The organism is Sphingobacteruim zhuxiongii, assembly GCF_009557615.1.
Taxonomy (GTDB): domain Bacteria; phylum Bacteroidota; class Bacteroidia; order Sphingobacteriales; family Sphingobacteriaceae; genus Sphingobacterium; species Sphingobacterium zhuxiongii.
This window is the reverse complement of record NZ_CP045652.1, coordinates 1,721,260-1,739,891: the sequence shown is the minus strand read 5'-3', so window position 1 is coordinate 1,739,891 and position 18,632 is coordinate 1,721,260. Positions and strand designations below refer to the sequence as shown.

Genomic DNA, 18,632 nt, shown 5'->3' with positions numbered 1-18,632 from the left:
TGACCCAATTAAGGATCAGGGGTGCGGGTGGGCTGGTTCAGATTAGCCCGTTCGTAAAGGATTGGTAGAACGTTTCAAATGGTGCTTTGGGTTTATGGGTTCTGATACCCGCACGGATACCCGACAATTTTTCAAAACGGTTCAATGAAAAATTACCGACCGGAATACGGTATCTCTTTTTGTTGCAATAAAATTCGCCATGTTCATCAACAAGGGTAAACCTTGCACTCTTGCCGATCTGCCACGTTGCCACTTTACAATCGGCTACGCGGCCACTTATCCCCCCGTCAAATACCGTATGTATTTTGGCATTGGTGAAAAGGGATTTTAGCCAAGTAAACTGTTCTTTGGTCGGCAATAACCCCAAGGAAGTAAACGCACTCGGACGGTGTGGATCAATCCAATTGGGGTAATGATGGCAGAAGCACATTATATCGCCAGCCGAATGACCGATGAAAAGGTCGGTGACGGATACAGGTAAGCTGTCCGTCGCCAACCATACACCTTTGCTTACTGGAATACGAACACCGTTTTCGCTCCAACGTTCCTGGTCTATGACCTGATTCCCCAATGTATAGGGAAACAGAATTTTATCCTCGGCCATATCCATATAGGGAGCAAAGAAGTTCCGTACTTCGGCTTTCAATTGGAGAAATACCATTACCTCGCAAGGGTACGGGTATAGCCCCTGCTCTCTTGTTTATCATGAAGATGTTGCGCAAGGTCTTGAACGGTTTTCTCGTTCCCTTTTTCCCTTAGCTTTTTGTCGGTCATCATCATGTCGGCCAATGCACGGTTGTACCCCTCGCTGTACCCCTCACTTTGTGGTTCGAGCCTACCTCTTAGGTTCTTGATTCCACGGAATACCAAGTAGGATATACCACCGTCCAATAGCACGGATAGGATAAGCCGTTTACGGTCTGAACGGATGCCCTTATTGTCCGTTGCCGAGTGCTGGATTTTCGTTCCGTCTTTGAGTTCCACCACTTCACCATTGCGGAAAGCCTCCTGTTGCTTTTCCGAAAGTTCTTCGCCGTTTACTCTGATCGGGGCCTGCACTTCGTCGGGTGGAGTTGCTACCTTTAAGTGGAGACAGATTTAAAATAAAATAGAATTAAATTTGTTAAGACATGGCAAGAATATTTGATGAGTCATTTAAAAAAATGGCAGTAGAGTTGTCCTCTCTAAAGGGCTCGGTTTTGGAAGCAGCAAAAGAGTTGGATCTAGATGCAAGTAGATTAAGTAAATGGCGTGTAGATCCTAGATATAATGGAGGTACACTATTACCAAAGAATGATAAATTAACTCCAGAGGAGCAAGAGATTAGGGAGTTAAAAAGCGTTTAAAGGAAGCAGAATTAGAAAACGTAATCTTAAAAAGGCGGTAGCCATCTTTTCCAAGGGCGACTGAGAAAATATGAGTTCATAAAATCGCATATGAACCTATTCGCAGTTGAAAAGATGTGCAAGATTATAAATACAAGCAGTAGTTCGTTTTACAAATGGATTTCTAGACCAAAAAGCAACAGAGATAAGAGAACAGAGGAATTATCTATACTGGTAAAACAAGAACATCAGGACAGTGACCAAATATACGGCAGTCCTCGAATTACTTTAGAACTGAATAAGAAAAATCATAAAATATCACGTCTTATGTCGCCAGATTGATGAGAAAATTGAATCTAAGAAGCAAGATTCGGAAGAAATTTAAGATAACGACAGATTCCAAACACAGTTTCAACTTGCTGAGAATCTCCTTGGAAGAAATTTCTTTACAGATGGCCTATCGCAAAAATGGGTTGGTGATATTACCTACATCAAGACTGGATCAGGATGGCTGTATCTTACTACTGTTATCGACCTTGCCGATAGAAAAATCATAGGTTGGTCGTTCAGTAATGACATGACGGCAGAGCATACAACTTTAAAAGCACTTAAAATGGCTATTGCCAAAGGAATGTAAAACAGGGTCTGATTTTCCACTCAGATAGAGGTGCTCAATATGCATGCAAACGAGTTTAAGTCTTTATTAGGAAAAAATGAAATTATCCAAAGTATGAGCAGGAAAGGTAATTGTTGGGATAACGCAGTCGCGGAAAGCTTCTTCAAAACACTAAAATGTGAATTAGTTTATCACAGAAAATTTGCAAACAGGGAAGCTGCGAGATTAGAAATCTTTAGATACATCGAAGGATTTTACCATCAAAAAAGAATCCATTCTGGATTAGGTAATAAAACACCAAATGAAATGGAAAAATTTTATAAATCAACTAGTTTATTAGTGGCATAAAAAGTCTCCACTTTTAAGTTGCAATTCCAATTTCGACAGTTTTAGAAAAAAATCATAACCGCAAAAACTTCTCTTGTGGGATTGATGAATTAGATAATTACCTAAAACTATATGCAAATCATTACATCAAAAAGCGATTAGCTGTTTGTTATGTTATTGCTGATAAAGGCAATGATGTAATTGGCTATTATACGCTTTCTTCGAATAGCATAAACCTTTCAGACATTCCAGAAGATTTAGCAAAGTCTTTAAAGTATTCAGAAATACCTGTAGTCATAATAGGTCGTTTAGCAGTTCATAAAGATTACCAAGGAAACAAACTAGGGCAAGCATTACTTATCGATGCGTTAAAACGAATCGTGGAAATAAGCGCACTTGTTGGAAATCATGCAGTCGTTGTCGATCCAATTAATGATATTGCCACAAAATTCTATGCTAAACTTGGATTTGTGCCTTTGAAAACGTCAAATCGAATGTTTCTACCTCTAAAAACTATCATTAATTTATTTAAATAGAATAAGGGTTGAGCCCCTTTATTCCAATTACTCATTTCATCTACTAAATATTTCCTTCCAATTTACCGTAACGCCTAAAATTACATTCATCGTTATAATTTCTTATTGGCTTTAGTACCCGCTCAAGTATCCCCGAGTTTAAAGAAACAGATAGAATGCCTGACCAAGATATGCCCAATTAAAATATACTTGCTTCTACTAAGATATTAATGTCATGCACTCCTCCGTCTAAATGAATAAAACCCTCTTTAAAAAAAAATACAGAATACTGTACTTTTGATACACACCCTTCGAGATTCCTTCGAGAATGCTTCGATCATTTACCAATTTTTTCGGGTTATCTCCCGAACAAAACACGATGTATTATAAAGTAAACACCTTGAAAAATCTTAAAAAGAAAAGTCAGCTATCCAATGAAGGACGCTGACTTTTACTATAAAAATTTGAGTATGAAATCACTAATAAAATCAGGGAATTATTAGGTAGGTATCCCCTGCCAGACGATTATAATAGGATGAAGTAATATCACGAATAGCTTCCAATTTATTTTTCTCAATTTCAACAATGCCAGATAGCACCATACGTCTCCATTCCTTTTCATCGAATTGATCATTAATTAGCTTTTCACGAATTCCCGTTGCTAATTGTTGAAAGCTGTCTTTACAATTACCATTTAAATCGATTCCTTGTAAAAATCGCCCGGCTTCCTGTGCCCCTTCTATCGTAGGATTCGTGGACCATATTAAGTTGGCTTTACTGATTTGATTTTCACAATAGTGGGTATTATAGATTTTCCAAAGACGAGCAAAGATGCTATTATAGCGGTCAATGCATCCCCCATCCTGAATATTCGGAATTAAGTCTATTTGAGCAAATGCTTGTGTATATTCACCAGCATTCAGCAAGCTTTCGGCCCTAGTTAATATCTGACTGCAATTTTGAGCATAATAGTCATTAATCTTCTTAATAGCTGCTTTAAATTCTACATCATAATTTTTATTGGCGAGGTTTAACCGATCTACTGCAACCGCGAAAGCTTGAGCTTCCGTTTTACCAACTCCTCCCAAGATAGTTGAAAAGCTATGGAAAATTTGATCAGCGAGCAGGTCATAAATTTCAAATTGCAAGTTAAATTTGATGACTTGCTTATCCGCTAAGGTTTGAACATCCAATTTATTAGGATTTATAATCACCAAAAATCGAGTTACATTCTTTGAAAAATAGCCTTCTCTAATGGTTTGATTCTTAAACTTATTTTTGAGCACGTTAATGCTCGCAGAAGCCGCTGTCACATCAGAGGATCTAAATACAGGCGTAAATTTTATTTCATCTTGGGCCTTCAGCGGTTGCAAACATGTGAAGCAACACGCGATAAATGCCATTATATAAATAGTCGCTTTCATCTTGATTATTTTTGACCACAAATCATTTGAACATACCCCAATCCTTTAGTGACAATCTTTGATTCAATATTGAATTTAGATTTGAGAAATCGTTGAATATTTCTTCCATAGGCTCGAGCATCCATAGCTCGTTGATTTTCATCAAACATGCCAATTCTCACCTGATTAAATACCAATTTAGTATCCGTCGCTTCGTCGGTAGAAAATCTATTTTTAACAGTATTTGCAGCTACCCAGTCCTCAATTGCAAAAGATAGCTCATCTCCATTAAACTCACTTTCGAAATCATATTGCCAATTGCTATCCTTTCTAAACTCGACTTTTATTTCTCGTCCATTTACAAACAAATCATCAAAATGTGCAGTAAGTCGAGCATTGAAATTATCGATATGCTGTAATACCGCCTCTTCTAAGAGTACCGCTGTTTCGGCTGACACAGAAGGAGATCCGGTGCCTTCAGCACCCGCAACTTGTTTATCGGAATAAGCATCCAATCCTCGCATAATATAGGTAATTGATCTACGCGGGCCAGCTGAATTTACCGTCCACTGAAGCTCAATTAATATATCAGCTTTCGCCGTATTTCGAACTTTATCAAATAGGGATTCAGCAATGGCTCCCTTTCCACTCGCTTCCCGATCAAGACTTAAAGCCATATCTTCCGCATTGGATCTACTGATCGAAGAAAGCATTTGGCTCAGGTCTTTTAATGGAAATCCACGATCAGAAAACAGATTGTTTATTTTGGAGATTACCAACAATAAATCTGGATTATCATCTAATGCCTCACGGTAATCTGGCACCTTTTCGAGTGTCCCAAAGTTGTCTACTTCTTGAAAATAACCCTTGCTGAAGCACCATTGGCGAGAAGGAACTACCATAATAGTAGGTTTCTTTGCTTGGGCAGCACCATCTAAAACGAGAAATAAAAAGAGCAAAGAAATATATAAGGTTCTCATAATCTCAAATTAAAATCCGTGACTTAATGATTTAACCACTCCTGCTTGTTCAAGTTCCCTCCGTAGTGAAGCCTTTTGAACAGATACAATAAAGCCAATTTTCAAAAGCTTCCCCACGCGCAATCGATCATTCGCATTAATAGAACCATCTGTCGAAAGACTTACATATTGTTGATATTTTCCATTTTCTTGAAAAAATGATTGAAAATAATCTTTATGTACTTCCGAAGCGTTGGGATCTGAAGCTAGTGGCTTTTGAAGATCAGAACCTGGAATACCATTGAAAATAACGGCTTTAATTGCATTTCTTTTTGCATTTTCTAGGCATTGTTTTTCATTTTTCCCATAAGAGAACACTTTAAATAAGGTGGTGCCCTCCACCCCTGTTCTGACAAATTGTACCTCATACTGATCTTCCAAGAGATCATTTTTATCTTTTTTCTGGCCTATTGCCAACGTACTGATGCATAAGCCAATCAGCGCAAGGAAGTATTTAAAATTCATTTTTTTATTATTTAAGTCGTTGTAGGCTTTCTTTTAATTGAGACGGCGATATCCCTATTTGAAATGACATTTGATATAAGGACTTTCTCTTCTCTTCATTTGTAGCAATTTTCTCTAGCACTGTATTATCGTGTTTCAACAGGGTTTCATCTTCCAATAGCCTAGATAAATAGCGGTTTTCGTTCTCTCTAAATTCATTTGCGAACTCTCCTGAAGTCACCAAAGGACGCATAGTTGTCCCTTGGTCAATTCCTTTATAAATGACCTCTTTTAACAAAAGATACTTCGCATTGGACAAGCATTCTTTCTTATTAGCGCCTTTCCCGAATGCGACGAAATAGACAAACCCGTCGCTACCTTCATGTGTTTTCCGTACCTCTAGTTTCTCAGCACTCCCTGCTGGTCTAACGATACTTTTAGGATTAATGCAACTGGAAATTAGCGCGATAGAAATGACAATACTATATAAAATAGAAATCCTTTTCATGGCTATAGATTAAATAAACGAATGCCCACGGTGTAATATCTGTTTCCAAATTTCGGTGTATATTCAAAAGTTTTGGAACTACTTGCACCACTTGAACCGGTTGACTCATAGGTCCCCGTGGTTTCATTCCAAACTGACCCAGAGGTATCTGTTCCACTTGAGCCCAAACTATTTAAATCGAAAAATAGAGGTGAGAAATCGGCATTATATCGAATACCTGCTCTCAATTGGATGTAATGGTTTAAATTGATTGTCAAATCCGCCCCTCCGAGCAGGCCTAAGGTTATTCCTAAATTAGCACCATATAAACTCGACATCTCGCTAGAGTTTAACAAAGTCCCTTCGGAGTTAACTACAGTACCATCATTAAGTCCAACGAACGACAGATATGTTCCTGCAACAGGGGTTAATCCCACCCAATTGTAAGTAAAGCTTTGACGTAAAGACAATCCTGTATTGAATGCCCAGCCTTTGAAATATCCGGGAACTACCGTACCATCCAATTCCACTGTTTTTGAGTATAGGCTTGGATTTACACCTGCATCAATCGTGTAACTAAATCCTGGAAGCGAGCTGGTTAGTTTTTCAAAATTCATGTAATAGCCTCCCATAATAGATGTAGAGTCATGATTATAGCTAAATCCCATGGTCCACTTATGATCGGAATCCTTAGCTTCTTCTAGTAACATCCCTTTGTCGAGTTTAGGAGTAGCTATTCTATAGAAAGAAGATGCAGCACTACGTCCAGCACCGGTTCCTTCATTATAAGCAACCCATTGAGTTCGTACATATCCTCTCTTTTTAAGCTCAATTTCTTGGGTCTTCTCGTTTACGCGACGTTCCACAACCCTAAATAGATCGTTGGGTTTCAAACTTTCCTTTGTTCCAAGTTTAGCGCGTACAGGATTGGTAGAAAATATAGAACTTTTGACATTGAAATCTTCGGCAGATGTTATGCTGTATAGACAATCTTCAATGATCTTATCAATGGCTTCTCTTCTAATTTCGTCAATAGATTTACGTGTTACTGTATAGTTATTTGAGTTGTTGTTATTTCCAGATAACGTATTCAACGTACTGATCAATCCCGAACCCACTTTATCAGCAACATTGACATCGCTAACTTTCACACCAAAGTAATTAGGCGTACTCTTCAAAGGAAAATCATAGCTCATCAACTTGTTCATCATCGCGGAATTAGGTTTATCAAAATAGAAATCCTGCCAAAATTGATTCGCTAGATATGCTTCATTTAAATCAAGTTGAAATAGATAGCCTGTTCCGCTAAATGTATATTCATTCGATTGAGTTTGATCGATATAAATGGAACTCACTTCCTTAGGCACGATCACCAAAAAATAGATGTTTTGCATCAACTTAACCCCTACATCTTTCAGAACACTTAACCCCCGTGCGGAGCTTTGTGCGGTAGCATAATCAGCATCGGAGGCATTATACAAGCCCCTGTCCTCAATAACCTGAGTCGTCATATAACCTTTGGTTTCATCAACGAGAATGCTTCTCAATATCTTATTAGGAATTTGTTGGGAGGAAATAATATTCCGAATATCAGTTTCGGTAACTGATTCAGCATTCGAAAAATAGCTGTTAATATCTAATGCATTTATACCAATGTAGTTATGGTCAAAACGCTTTGGCACATACAATCTATCATAATAATCAGACGTAAAAGGCTTACTATCTGCATAGTGAAGCATCATAATACTTAAGCTTTTTCGAGTGTATTCTTGCGCCTTAATTGGATTGATTAGGAATAATAGTCCAACAAGAAATATTAGTAATTTCCTAATAGATAAATTAGTAGTCATCTTCGGTTAGTTTAATGAATTAATTACTGTTTTTAATAATCCTTTAATTTTTATGAGGATCGTGATTAGTCCTCAAATTGGTTGGTTTTTTTTACTATTTGAACTCTGCAAGTCTACCCTTAGTCATTCAAAACCTGCTTTAATCTCATACACTATGATAATTTGGTTTGCTGTAATTGTAGACAAGATTATGATCTGATTAAAAGCGTAAATACGCGTAAAGAATCTACCTTTTGTGCTTCATAAAGAATTAATTAGTTTGGCATAAATGATTCTCAAAATTGAACTTTTAATTACCGCTCAATAGATTTGCGATTTACGTTGTAAACTTACAGCATGTATAGTCACAATAAAATACCCTATAGAGGGTATTTTTTAATCTCAAAATCTAAATCAGACTAGTAAATTGGTTCTGCAAAAAGTTTTAATAGGTGATTCTAGGACTTCCTCAAGAAATAGAAATAAAAAAAGGATATCATTGCGCTAACTGCCCTTAGGTTTTAATCAATCGAAGTCTCTTATTAATTCGTTAAGTATTCACTCCAAGGTCCAATAGCCGCTTGTATTCAATCGATCCAAAAGAATAGTCCAACAGCAAATAGAAGGTTTAAAACCTTTCGCTCTGAATTGTTCTTTGCAAGACCAGTTCTATAAAAGATATCTGAAGTGAACTCAGCATTACAAGAAGAACATTCTCCAGATGGAGTAAATACATTAAAAAGCCAACTTCTTTAGGAAAAGCTGGCTTTTTTGATTTAATATGATTCATTAGATAACGAAACTTTTCTGATGATGTAGGGTGCAAATTGGAATAAGAATGCTGCATTTAGGTTTAAATTTTCGTAATCCTTCAATACTGTTGCACTTCAAATGAACATATATCTAAACGAAATATTCAAGCAGGATACATAGTACACCTTCAAACAAACTTAACAAAGAAGCGAATTTCAGTAAGTATATTTCCAAAAAGCACACACACTTTAATTTACACAATCATTTGCTTAACCCAATATTAAATACAATGTAGCAAACCCGCTACAAAAACCAACTATAGAACGAAAAATATTCTTGTCAATTCGCAACTTTGTTAAGTCTTTATGAGACTAGCAATCCGTATGTTAACCCTTAAGAAACCAACTATTTCAAAATGAAAAACACAACTCACACTATTCTTAAAAAAAAGAGATATTCCCCCCCTATGATTCATGAGGATTTTCTTCAACTAGAAGGATCAATAGCCGCTGGATCAGCCATAGTCACACCTACAAACAACTCTCAGGAAGTCTATCATGAGTGGGAGAAAGAGACTGATGTAAGTGGGAACTACGATTGGTAGACCTAGTTTCTCCTATGATTCCCCTGCTGTTAATGGATTCCTTTTTTTTACGATCCAAGATTTTAAAAACTATTAATTTTCAGACCAAAAAATCACACATGCTATCATGAAAAGCCTTTTGCTTTATTCAGAAATTAAAATATCCACTTCAAACTTGATAAAAATTGCTTCTATCATGTTAGTGGTACTAATGGGAACATCCTGCCAAAGAAAAGAAACCGACGAAATAAGTCGTGGAGACCAAGCAGTCGTTACGGTATCTCTTAAGGACGCTGTCTTTAATGGCGACGAGAAACTAGAGCCTTCAGCGAAGGCAAGTGTTGACAGATCAAACAAGACAAGCGTCCACAACACGGCGAACATTTCTGAAACACAATTGGGCGATGACCTAATCCTTGTTGCAGAATTAAAAGAAGTAAAAAATTCGACGAATCTATCGAGTTCTCAAATGACTACAAGCGGTAACGCGGAAAAGGCGGCATCGACGATTGAGCGCAACCAATTAATTCCCGGAACACGATATAAAGTCGTGGTATTCGGTCCTGATCGTAAATATGTCACAGAAAGAGATTATGCATATGGAAGTGAGGCAAGCACAGCTGCACTTAAACTAGATGGAGATAAAAAATATACTTTTATTGCATATAGTGTGAATAGCACATCAATCCTTCCTGCAGTTACCTTCGCCGACGCTAGTAACAAGACCCTAGACAACTCTTCTGTTAATGGGGTAACATCTAGTAATGATTTGATGTATTTTAGTACAGAGCTAACGGTTAGCGGAAATAACTCCAACTATTTAAGCATAGTTTTCAAACATCGTTTTAGTCAGATAACCACTATTATCGACGCTTCTGTTACTGGTTATACTATATCAGCAATCAACGCAAATCTATCACCACAATACACTGCAAGTAACCTTAAACTTGCTGATGGATCATTAACCCGAACAGGGACTGCAGGAAATGCAACACTTTCTTTCTCCGGATTGAACACGTCAATTTTAACGTCTGCTCCAATCCTAATAAACAGTGAAACAACTTCGGGTACACTCACATTATCGTCCATCACTATTGGTCCTCTAAACAAGACATCGACTGCAGCAGCTTTAAGCGGCTTAGTGATTAAACCGGGTGTTAAGTATAATCTTACTTTAAGTATTACTCCAACAGATGGTTACGTGGGCGATGACGTGCGAATCAATGGCGTCACTTGGTCACGAAGAAACCTTAGTGTTGCAAATACGGTCACTCCTGACCAAGCCCCTGGAACCTCTCAAATCTTTGGAAATTATTATCAATTTGGGAGTTCGCTAGTTGTGGCTGCACCCACTGCTACGGTGACTAATACCAATTGGAAGCCAGCTTCACAGCCAAATAATTCTTGGAATTTAGGCACTGAACTGGCACCTGTAAAGACGAGCAACGACCCTTGTCCAGTCGGATACCGAGTGCCAACGAGAACAGAATTTCAACGTTTGATTGATGCTACCGTTCATACAGATGTAGGTACATGGACAAAAAGCAATACAAACTATTCCGCTGCAAAAGTATTAACCAGCAAAAGGAACAAGAGTATTAAATTGACGTTCCCGGCGCAAGGTTTTTTCGGAACTTCAGTCGAGGTAGGAACAAGTAATTATATCTCACTACCCCTCGACGAAAGAGGCGTTGTCGGCGTATATTGGACATCAACAATATTAAATACTTCAGGTGTTGATGGGATTAACTACTTAAGATTCGTCGCTGGCTCCCCTGCGTTTATCAATTACGTACAACCTACGAATTCCACAAAACCGTTTTCTATGAATATTAGATGTGTTAAATATTAAACCAAAAGTTGATTTCGTTTCAAATTCAACGAATTGCTATCGCAGTTCAATAATAAAACTCCCCAACTTTCATATGAAAGTTGGGGAGCTCTGTTTTTAGAATAAGTTTAGAAGTATAAATGAAACCGTGATGGCTTCCGGGATAGAATTCTCTAATTCTATTTCAATTTCTGCAATCTCGCTTTTGCGGTTGGAATAATATCATCGTCACCTTCATAATTCTCGATTACACTCTTCAGTGTGCTTTTTGCTTGCAGCGTATCACCTTTGCGCGCATAGGTATCAGCGACCAGGATAAAACTTTTAGCGACCCAGTAATCCTGTGCGTCCATGTTCTCGATTACATCGAAGGCCGACTTCTGTGCTTTGTCATACTGCTTGCTGTCATATTGTAATTGAGCCACGCGGTACCTCGCCTCAGCGCTCGCAGCAGATTTACTTTTTAATGCTGCTAAGTTTAGTTCTTTTGTTGCCGATTCTGTTTTTCCTTCCTTTTGAAGCGCCTTAGCACTGTATAGATGGGCAGTGGCAATTTCTTCTTCCGTTGCTTGATCATAGCTCTTAATTAAAGCTGCATATTTCGCCACCTGCGCGTAATCACCGATTTCAAAATAGCAAATCATCAGATTCTTAATAGCAAAGCCGTAGTTCTTTTTATAGTCCGCATTGATCTCTAGCTTCTTAAGATGAACAATAGCTTCATTATATTCTTTCAGCTTTAAGTATAGTGCTGCTACCGTCAACAAGGTGTTTTCAGTATAAGGGCTAGTCCAATCGTTTAGAATAATGTTTAGATCGTGTAGGGCTTCATCGGGATGACCTGTATGGTATAAACTGACACCTCGTATATAACGTGCATGTTTCTCTTGTCTAGGCTTTGGAAATTTATCAAAATAGGCATTAACAGCTTCTACAGCTGGACCATATTGACCGCGAGAGAACAATGTACGCCCTGCTTGAAAGGCTAAGTTATCCTGCTCAGAAACACTAAGTTCAGTAATGTTATTTCCAACCGCATATTGAATATATCCAGTTGCATCCCCTTGATCTAAGTAGATATTTTCGATAGATAGCATCGCCTGCGCAGCCTCACTCGTTTTTGAGTATTCATTAACGACTTTCTGAAAGGTTGCCATCGCTGCTTCGTTATCGTCTGAATTATATTGAACAAGCCCTATAGTCATCAAGGCTCTAGGCACATAACTACTTCGCGGATATTTTTCAATCATCTTCTGCAATCCCTTAATTGCGGTATCGTAATCACCTTTGACAAAAGCGATGTATGGAATCTCAAATGCCACATCATCGGCATAGTTAGATCCAGGAAAGCGCTCAACTACCGCTTTTAACGTATTGAGCTTAGCATCATTATCACCTCGCAATCCTTGTATAATTCCGTGTTGAAATAAGGCATAATCCTGATTTGGTGCTTTACTAGCAATCAACTGATCATAATACTCATTCGCACGTCCATAATTGCGCATTGATAGATAAGAATCACCTAAACGCGCCATAACATCATAACGAATCTTATCATCCATACTTCCGTCTTTAGAAGCTAGAAAACGTTCGAAATAGTCAGCCGCTACGCTATATCTGTCGATACGGAATGCAGCATAAGCTAGCGCATAGTTTGCGTAATTATATAAATTTGTATTTCGGGCAACAGGTAGACTTAAGAACTTAGAAAAGTTATCAACCGCCTCTCTATACTTACGTACCTCATACATGGCTTCCGCTTTCCAGTAAATCGCTAATGCTGCCATTTCTTGATCAAAAGGAAATTTTTCGGATCGCATAAACATAGAAATACTGTTTTCGAAGGCACGTTCATTATAGAACTCCATTCCCCGGTAATAAGTTATCTTTTGATAGATAACATTTTCTTTTTCACTCCTATTGTTGAACGACTCCAGTAAATATACGCCTGCTTGAAAATTGCTACTTCCCGTTAAGACTTGAACCATACGATCTTCCGTACTTTCTGCTTTTTTAGACTCTAGATCAACGCCTGCATATTTTATTGCGAAATATTCTTTGAGAGGCTTAACGGCATTTTGAACGGAGTCCAAGTCCAATAAGGATTTTGCGTAATTATACAACGCGTCCGCCTTTAGATCTTGATCATAATTCATCCTTGAAGCATCGTAAAAAGCATTCCGCGCAGATAGTTTATCCCCGCCTTTCATCGCCATATAACCAAAAGCGATAATTGAACTCTGATAGAAAGCATCATTTGGTTTCACTTTCTTCAGTATACTAGTTGCTCGTTCGAACTCACCTGCACGATACGCTAAAATACCAATCCGGTTATTATCAATATTATCTCGTGATGCGTTCGGATACCTTTCAGGCAATGGACTATGATAGGGTTCTTTGTAAGGATTCCTTGTACAATACATTCCTGCAGCAATTTCACGCAACTCATCTTCTAAAGCAACCCGATTAATCTTCATGTCGGGACTTCGACGAATCTTTACTGCGTCAGCTAACATTGGACGATAATCTCGTACGACTTCAATGGAATCCATAACACGAGGCTGCCCTACGCCAACTTGTTCATTAGTTTGTTGCTTTAGGTCTTTTTGCTTCTCTTCTTCCTGCGCAAATCCTGTAAGTAAAATCGCGGAAAAGGCACCTGTAAGAATATATTTTAGGCAGTTCTCGCCCATCATTTGTTTCCGTATCATCGTTCGTAGGTATTTCTTTTCTTAACCAAAATTCCCTTCACTGACTGTATCTTTATGATATTATTTACTCTCCAATCAAGCGAAATTCAAAACTATAAAATTCCGAGCAAAATTAGAGAAATCCTCAGCGTAAAGCAGCGTCAATCTAATTTCTTATAGCGTCGAAAATTAATAATCATTCAGTCGATAGCTAAGTATCGAATCTTCCGAGCTAATTTGACTTGTTAAGAAAAGTACATCAAAAACACTGCCTAATTAGAGATATAAGGAACAGAACAATATTAACGTGCTCTTATTACATTACAATTAAGATGGGCTGTGTTGATATAAAAAGCTAACTTTCGATTAAAAGATGGATTTCTACCATTTTTTCGAAATTTTACTTTTTGATAAATTATGAGCTTTTGTTATCCATTAGAAAGATCCCCCCCTCTTCACTCCCAGTGCCTACAGCGAATTATCAATCCACTCCGTTAAAGTTTTCGCAATTTCTTTAGGATAGGTTTCAGAATGCTTTATCGTCCCCGTACGGTCAATCAACATATAATGCGGAATAGCATTAAACTTATTTTTTTCAAAGATTACATTAAGCTGTGCTTTCGTAATATAGTAGTGCTCACCTGATAATTTATCGAGAAAACCTTTCCATAGATTATAGTTTGAGCTTTCGTCTGTCAGATATAGAAAAACGACATCCTTGTTATCTTTATACTTTTCTTTGAGAGGTTTGATCTCTTCAAATGAAGCGATGCAGGGTCCGCACCAAGTCGCCCAATAATCTATCAAAACCACTTGTCCCTTATACTTTGAAATGATACTATCAAAGACATCCAAGTTTTTAGCATCAAAGGGCAGATAATGTACATTCAACGAATTGGCTTGCTTCGCGTTGATATCGGAAAGCCGAATCAAATTAGACTTATACACGTTACTACGAAAGTAGGTTAAGATATTGAACTTCTCGGTCTCATTGAAAGTAAGATTAGCATAGATCTTTTCGAGATAAGCTATTGCTATTAGGCGTTCAAAAAACTCAGCTTCATCCGCGCCTAAGCTATCTCCAAATATAGACTTCAAGTAGCTTTCATACACATAGGGTCCTACCGCCGAAATATCAGGTAGTTTCAAAAGCGTGTCCCTTTGTAATTCTTTAAAAACTATCTCTGACAAGGGGCGCTTCATCGTAAATAAACCCGCTTTATCTTTGAAAATCCTGCGGTAAAAAGCAAATCGCTCCTGGAGCGACGCCCCTTCCAGCAATTTTTTATGCATCCCCATCGCGTAAGTCATTTCCGTAACGTCAATTATTTCCATACCAAGCGAGCGTATAGACGGATTATCTGTAATCGATTCTAAAAGAATCGTCTTTTTCTCTGTTCGCTCCTTTACATACGCCATTAAATCCTCGATATTTTTGATGACAATATCTTTCTTCGTCCAGGTATCCACGTCATTATTGATGAAAAAAAAGTTCCTCATCAATGTAGCATATTGGTCAGAATGCAAAAAGATGTCTTTAGCATCTCCCAAATAGTCTACTTGGAAATCGTCGTTTGTCTTATAATTGAACAACAAGGTATCATTTCTATTGGGGGCAATATTGGAGGTAAAATACTTGTTGTTTAGAATCAGATAATATTGAGATGAAGCTGGATTGTCAAATGAACTGTAATAGGTTGAATCATTTACTTTCTTTAAATTTAATATACCTTGACCTTGAAGACCATCACTTTTCCCAAACTGCGCAATGCTAAAGTCCTTCGGATAATTTCCACGCAATTCAACGACAATTGTGCTTAAGCCAATATCCTGATGATTTTGCGCAAGGGCAACTTGAAAAGTAAACAAATGGAAATTCAAAATGAACAGTAAAAGAAAGGCTCTCATCATGATCTATAGTTGGCAAATTAGTTACCGTAAGATATAAAATAATATTCATACCTGCCGACTCAGGCACTATATGGATATCTTCAATTAATCTAACAATTATTCCGTCTGTTAAAAATTAATAGAATAGTTCGATTGATAACCAATTAAATTGGAAAAACCACGAAGAACAGCAAGCGCCACAGAGACATTTCGTTTACAAGCGTAACTCTATAAACAAATTCCTCTTCTCCAATTTTTTCACTTCATATTCTTTCGAATTTGTAAGAGATGGAATATAAAAAAAGAGTTCAGATGTCATCCATCTGAACTCTTTTTTTGCAGGGTTTTTATGTTTTACTATTGATCCTGAGGCGCCCAATAGGTACAGTACCCTTCATCGTAAACCGGGCCTTTAAACAATAAACATCCGCCACATGACTGCCCTTCTTTGGGAGCAATCCACAGCTTACAGTTACTACATTTATTCTCCGGATTTACCGTTTGCTTTACATAACCTAGCTGTTCCCTTTTTCTCAAATTTACTTCATCTACATTCGAATAGTCGTCGCAGGAACTAACTGCCGCTTCAGCATCCTGATTTCCAGCGGCCTGCTTTCCAGTATTGGAGCATCCAGTAAGAACATAAGCGCTACCCATTAGAAACGCTAATGAAGAAGTAACAGTGCCTTTAATAAATTCTCTTCGTTCGATCTTCTTATTGTCCATTGCAGATTATATTTTAAGTAGTTGCGATATCTTTGTTTTTACACTATCGTCAGCAGATGACTCCATGACCGATTTCAACGCTGCCTTAAAGTTTTGGTTTTTCACGCCTTTGTCGCCACTCGCTTTCGAAACACCTTCAATGGCACTCATCACCCATTTCTGCTCACCTTTTTCTTTGGCGATGGCATCTAGATCTTTTATTAATTTATCCGCTCCCTGATCCTTACGCGTTATCGCGAATGCGAAGTCTTTTATGAAGGCACCCTTATCATCACTAAATGTTGCAAAGAAGGTGTTTTTCTTCCGCAACGCGTCAAGCAAATCAGCACTAGCACCGTTATTTGCACTTAAAACTGCCATTCTAAACCAAGGGTCACTCACATTCCGCTCTGCCACTTTCGCAAGTTGATCCGTAACCATAGCATCATTAAACTGTCCTAAACTTAAAGTCGCTTGAAAAGCAACTCTTGGCGACTGATCGTCAATCAACTGGACTAATAGCTGCTTGTTTTCAGGAAAGCGCTCAGAAAGTATCGCAGCGTGTTCTCTTACACCCGCATGCGGATCAACGACTGCCTTTTTCACCAGTTCATTGTTTAAGGCACCAAGACCATCCAAGGTATAAAGTGCATGCAATCTAAAACGCGCATCAGAACTTTGATTAAATAAATCTATCAGACTCGGAATAACACTTTTGTCCTGACTTTCAACCAGCTTACGTTGTGCTTGCAGGCGCCACCATTGACTTTCGTGTGATAGCAGCTTTACGTAATCAGCATTCGTTTTTTGTGCTTTCGAGCTGATCGAAGTATCCAGGCTCTTTTTCTTTTTGGGCACAATTCTATAGATTCTTCCCATATCCATCCCCTGCTTATAATCCATTTCAGCAGCTAAATCCTCAGGAATAGACATCGGGGTTTCAATGTGCTGGCGGTACATATCGACCATATAGAGATTACCGTCTGGTCCTACAGCAAAACTAGTCGGTCGGAACCAGGAGTCAGTCGAAGAAATAAATTCCGACTCTTTTTCTTCAGCAGCGCGCGAAGCAATATACTTTGGACTCGTTTTATGCGATGTTAACACATCTTGATGAACCAGATTTCCGGCTACTTCACCAGTAAAAACGTTTCCATAGAATCCCTCAGGAAAAGCATCGCCCCCATAAACGGTTCCACCGGATGCTCCTGTGAAATGTCCTTCAGCATGCTCTACCTGCCCTTTTCCCTGTGCATCATATTGTTCTTGCCTTCTTCGGCTACGCTCAGCACGCCAATACGGTGCAGGCGTCTCTTGGTACATACGTAACTCATGATCAGATATATTCTCAACCCCTTTTAGCGAAGGTAAAAAAGCATGTCTTCGCATATATCTTCCCGGCATCACAGCTTGTTGAATGTGTAGTGTATTTTGAGTCATAAACCTATGCCCCCAATCATTCAGCGTTTGACCAAATTGAGCTGGCGAGGTCTCAGTCTCGAACAATTCCCGATCCAATCTAAAACGAAAGTCCGCACCACCCACCGATAATGCCGGAGCATCCGGTTGACGAGTCGATGTAACTTCACCAGCTTGACCGTGGTTCGAAGCATAAATCCAATTATCTATTGCAAAGGTCAGGTTGGTAATCTGTGCCTCTGAGTTATTGGTAAAAAAGCCCGTGTAAAGCACTTCTTTATGATCTGATTTTCCATCACCATCCGTATCTTCTAGATAAAAGATATCTGGCGCAGCGGTCACTAATAAGCCATTCTTCCAAGGCATCACGCTTGTCATTTCCGATATCCCTTCGATAAATACGATGGACTCATCTGCCACACCATCTTTATCATTGTCCTTTAGATAGACAATTCGTCCATTACCTTTGCCTGGCGGGTTGGGCTCCATATCTGAAAAAGGATAATCAGCCATCTCTACAACATAAGCGTTCCCCTTTTCATCGAAGGTCATGGCTACCGGATCTTTTACAAGAGGCTCGGTAGCAAAAATTTGAACCTCAAAATCAGGATGTACTTTCATTGCTTCAATTGACTCCTGCGCAGTTAACGGGCCAGGATATTTAGGCTGTTTACATGCCCAAAATCCGACGACCATGGACGTCAACATAAAGGCACGACAGCCAAGTCCGCGATAGTTAATAGTGATTCTCTTCATCGTATTGCAAAAATTTAGATTTAGTATTGTTAATAGCTTG

At 38.5% G+C, this 18,632-nt stretch carries 19 protein-coding genes; 8 read left to right on the top strand and 11 right to left on the bottom strand.

Annotation, left to right across the window (positions count from 1 at the left end):
• Nucleotides 1-37: 37 nt before the first annotated feature.
• Nucleotides 38-604 (bottom strand): hypothetical protein, encoded by a 567-nt coding sequence (locus GFH32_RS07555; RefSeq protein ID WP_160366916.1) that lies wholly within the window; start codon nt 602-604, stop codon nt 38-40.
• Between the two features lie 56 nt (nt 605-660).
• Nucleotides 661-1,098, bottom strand: coding sequence for a DUF3945 domain-containing protein (locus GFH32_RS18640; protein WP_153510781.1), 438 nt, complete (start codon nt 1,096-1,098; stop codon nt 661-663).
• Nucleotides 1,099-1,130: 32 nt separating this feature from the next.
• Between GFH32_RS18640 and GFH32_RS07545 the strand changes: the two genes are divergently transcribed.
• The 6 genes from GFH32_RS07545 (at nt 1,131) to GFH32_RS18625 (ending at nt 2,804) form a co-directional block, all read left to right on the top strand.
• A complete protein-coding gene (locus GFH32_RS07545; RefSeq protein WP_153510779.1) occupies nt 1,131-1,346 on the top strand; it encodes a transposase in 216 nt (71 codons plus the stop codon).
• 90 nt (nt 1,347-1,436) lie between these two features.
• Complete coding sequence (locus GFH32_RS07540) at nt 1,437-1,667, top strand: IS3 family transposase (protein ID WP_153510777.1); 231 nt, start codon at nt 1,437-1,439, stop codon at nt 1,665-1,667.
• The gene (locus tag GFH32_RS07535; protein WP_153510776.1) at nt 1,667-1,882 is read left to right on the top strand and encodes a hypothetical protein; all 216 of its coding nucleotides are present in this window, start codon (nt 1,667-1,669) and stop codon (nt 1,880-1,882) included. Before GFH32_RS07540 ends, GFH32_RS07535 begins: the two co-directional genes overlap by 1 nt.
• Nucleotides 1,816-1,962 (top strand): hypothetical protein, encoded by a 147-nt coding sequence (locus tag GFH32_RS18635; protein ID WP_370659317.1) that lies wholly within the window; start codon nt 1,816-1,818, stop codon nt 1,960-1,962. Before GFH32_RS07535 ends, GFH32_RS18635 begins: the two co-directional genes overlap by 67 nt.
• A gap of 39 nt (nt 1,963-2,001) precedes the next feature.
• Nucleotides 2,002-2,289 carry an integrase core domain-containing protein gene (locus GFH32_RS18630; protein WP_153510774.1) on the top strand — a complete coding sequence of 96 codons (288 nt, stop codon included), beginning with the start codon at nt 2,002-2,004 and terminating at the stop codon, nt 2,287-2,289.
• A gap of 23 nt (nt 2,290-2,312) precedes the next feature.
• Entirely contained in the window at nt 2,313-2,804 is a 492-nt protein-coding gene (locus GFH32_RS18625; RefSeq protein ID WP_153513025.1) for a GNAT family N-acetyltransferase, read from the top strand.
• A gap of 467 nt (nt 2,805-3,271) precedes the next feature.
• Here the strand turns inward: GFH32_RS18625 and GFH32_RS07515 are convergent, their stop codons facing one another.
• Genes GFH32_RS07515 through GFH32_RS07495 form a run of 5 tightly spaced genes read right to left on the bottom strand, consistent with a single transcriptional unit; the run spans nt 3,272 to nt 7,986 of the window.
• On the bottom strand, nt 3,272-4,207 hold the full coding sequence (locus GFH32_RS07515; RefSeq protein ID WP_194285679.1) for a hypothetical protein: 936 nt from the start codon (nt 4,205-4,207) through the stop codon (nt 3,272-3,274).
• Between the two features lie 5 nt (nt 4,208-4,212).
• Nucleotides 4,213-5,166 carry a DUF6175 family protein gene (locus tag GFH32_RS07510; protein ID WP_153510771.1) on the bottom strand — a complete coding sequence of 318 codons (954 nt, stop codon included), beginning with the start codon at nt 5,164-5,166 and terminating at the stop codon, nt 4,213-4,215.
• Nucleotides 5,167-5,175: 9 nt separating this feature from the next.
• Complete coding sequence (locus tag GFH32_RS07505; protein ID WP_153510769.1) at nt 5,176-5,670, bottom strand: hypothetical protein; 495 nt, start codon at nt 5,668-5,670, stop codon at nt 5,176-5,178.
• 7 nt (nt 5,671-5,677) lie between these two features.
• Complete coding sequence (locus GFH32_RS07500; protein ID WP_153510767.1) at nt 5,678-6,157, bottom strand: hypothetical protein; 480 nt, start codon at nt 6,155-6,157, stop codon at nt 5,678-5,680.
• Between the two features lie 2 nt (nt 6,158-6,159).
• Nucleotides 6,160-7,986 carry a hypothetical protein gene (locus GFH32_RS07495; protein WP_153510764.1) on the bottom strand — a complete coding sequence of 609 codons (1,827 nt, stop codon included), beginning with the start codon at nt 7,984-7,986 and terminating at the stop codon, nt 6,160-6,162.
• Nucleotides 7,987-9,184: 1,198 nt separating this feature from the next.
• Here GFH32_RS07495 and GFH32_RS07490 point away from each other — a divergent pair.
• Nucleotides 9,185-9,322, top strand: a complete 138-nt coding sequence (locus GFH32_RS07490; RefSeq protein ID WP_153510762.1) for a hypothetical protein — start codon at nt 9,185-9,187, stop codon at nt 9,320-9,322.
• 106 nt (nt 9,323-9,428) lie between these two features.
• Nucleotides 9,429-11,153 (top strand): FISUMP domain-containing protein, encoded by a 1,725-nt coding sequence (locus GFH32_RS07485; RefSeq protein WP_153510760.1) that lies wholly within the window; start codon nt 9,429-9,431, stop codon nt 11,151-11,153.
• Nucleotides 11,154-11,311: 158 nt separating this feature from the next.
• On the opposite strand, the gene GFH32_RS07480 is transcribed toward GFH32_RS07485, so the two are convergent.
• The 4 genes from GFH32_RS07480 to GFH32_RS07465 form a co-directional block, all read right to left on the bottom strand.
• Complete coding sequence (locus tag GFH32_RS07480; RefSeq protein ID WP_153510758.1) at nt 11,312-13,843, bottom strand: tetratricopeptide repeat protein; 2,532 nt, start codon at nt 13,841-13,843, stop codon at nt 11,312-11,314.
• Nucleotides 13,844-14,290: 447 nt separating this feature from the next.
• Entirely contained in the window at nt 14,291-15,733 is a 1,443-nt protein-coding gene (locus GFH32_RS07475) for a TlpA family protein disulfide reductase (RefSeq protein WP_153510756.1), read from the bottom strand.
• Nucleotides 15,734-16,069: 336 nt separating this feature from the next.
• A complete protein-coding gene (locus GFH32_RS07470; RefSeq protein WP_153510754.1) occupies nt 16,070-16,438 on the bottom strand; it encodes a high-potential iron-sulfur protein in 369 nt (122 codons plus the stop codon).
• Nucleotides 16,439-16,444: 6 nt separating this feature from the next.
• On the bottom strand, nt 16,445-18,592 hold the full coding sequence (locus GFH32_RS07465) for a PVC-type heme-binding CxxCH protein (RefSeq protein ID WP_202111213.1): 2,148 nt from the start codon (nt 18,590-18,592) through the stop codon (nt 16,445-16,447).
• Nucleotides 18,593-18,632 lie beyond the last annotated feature (40 nt).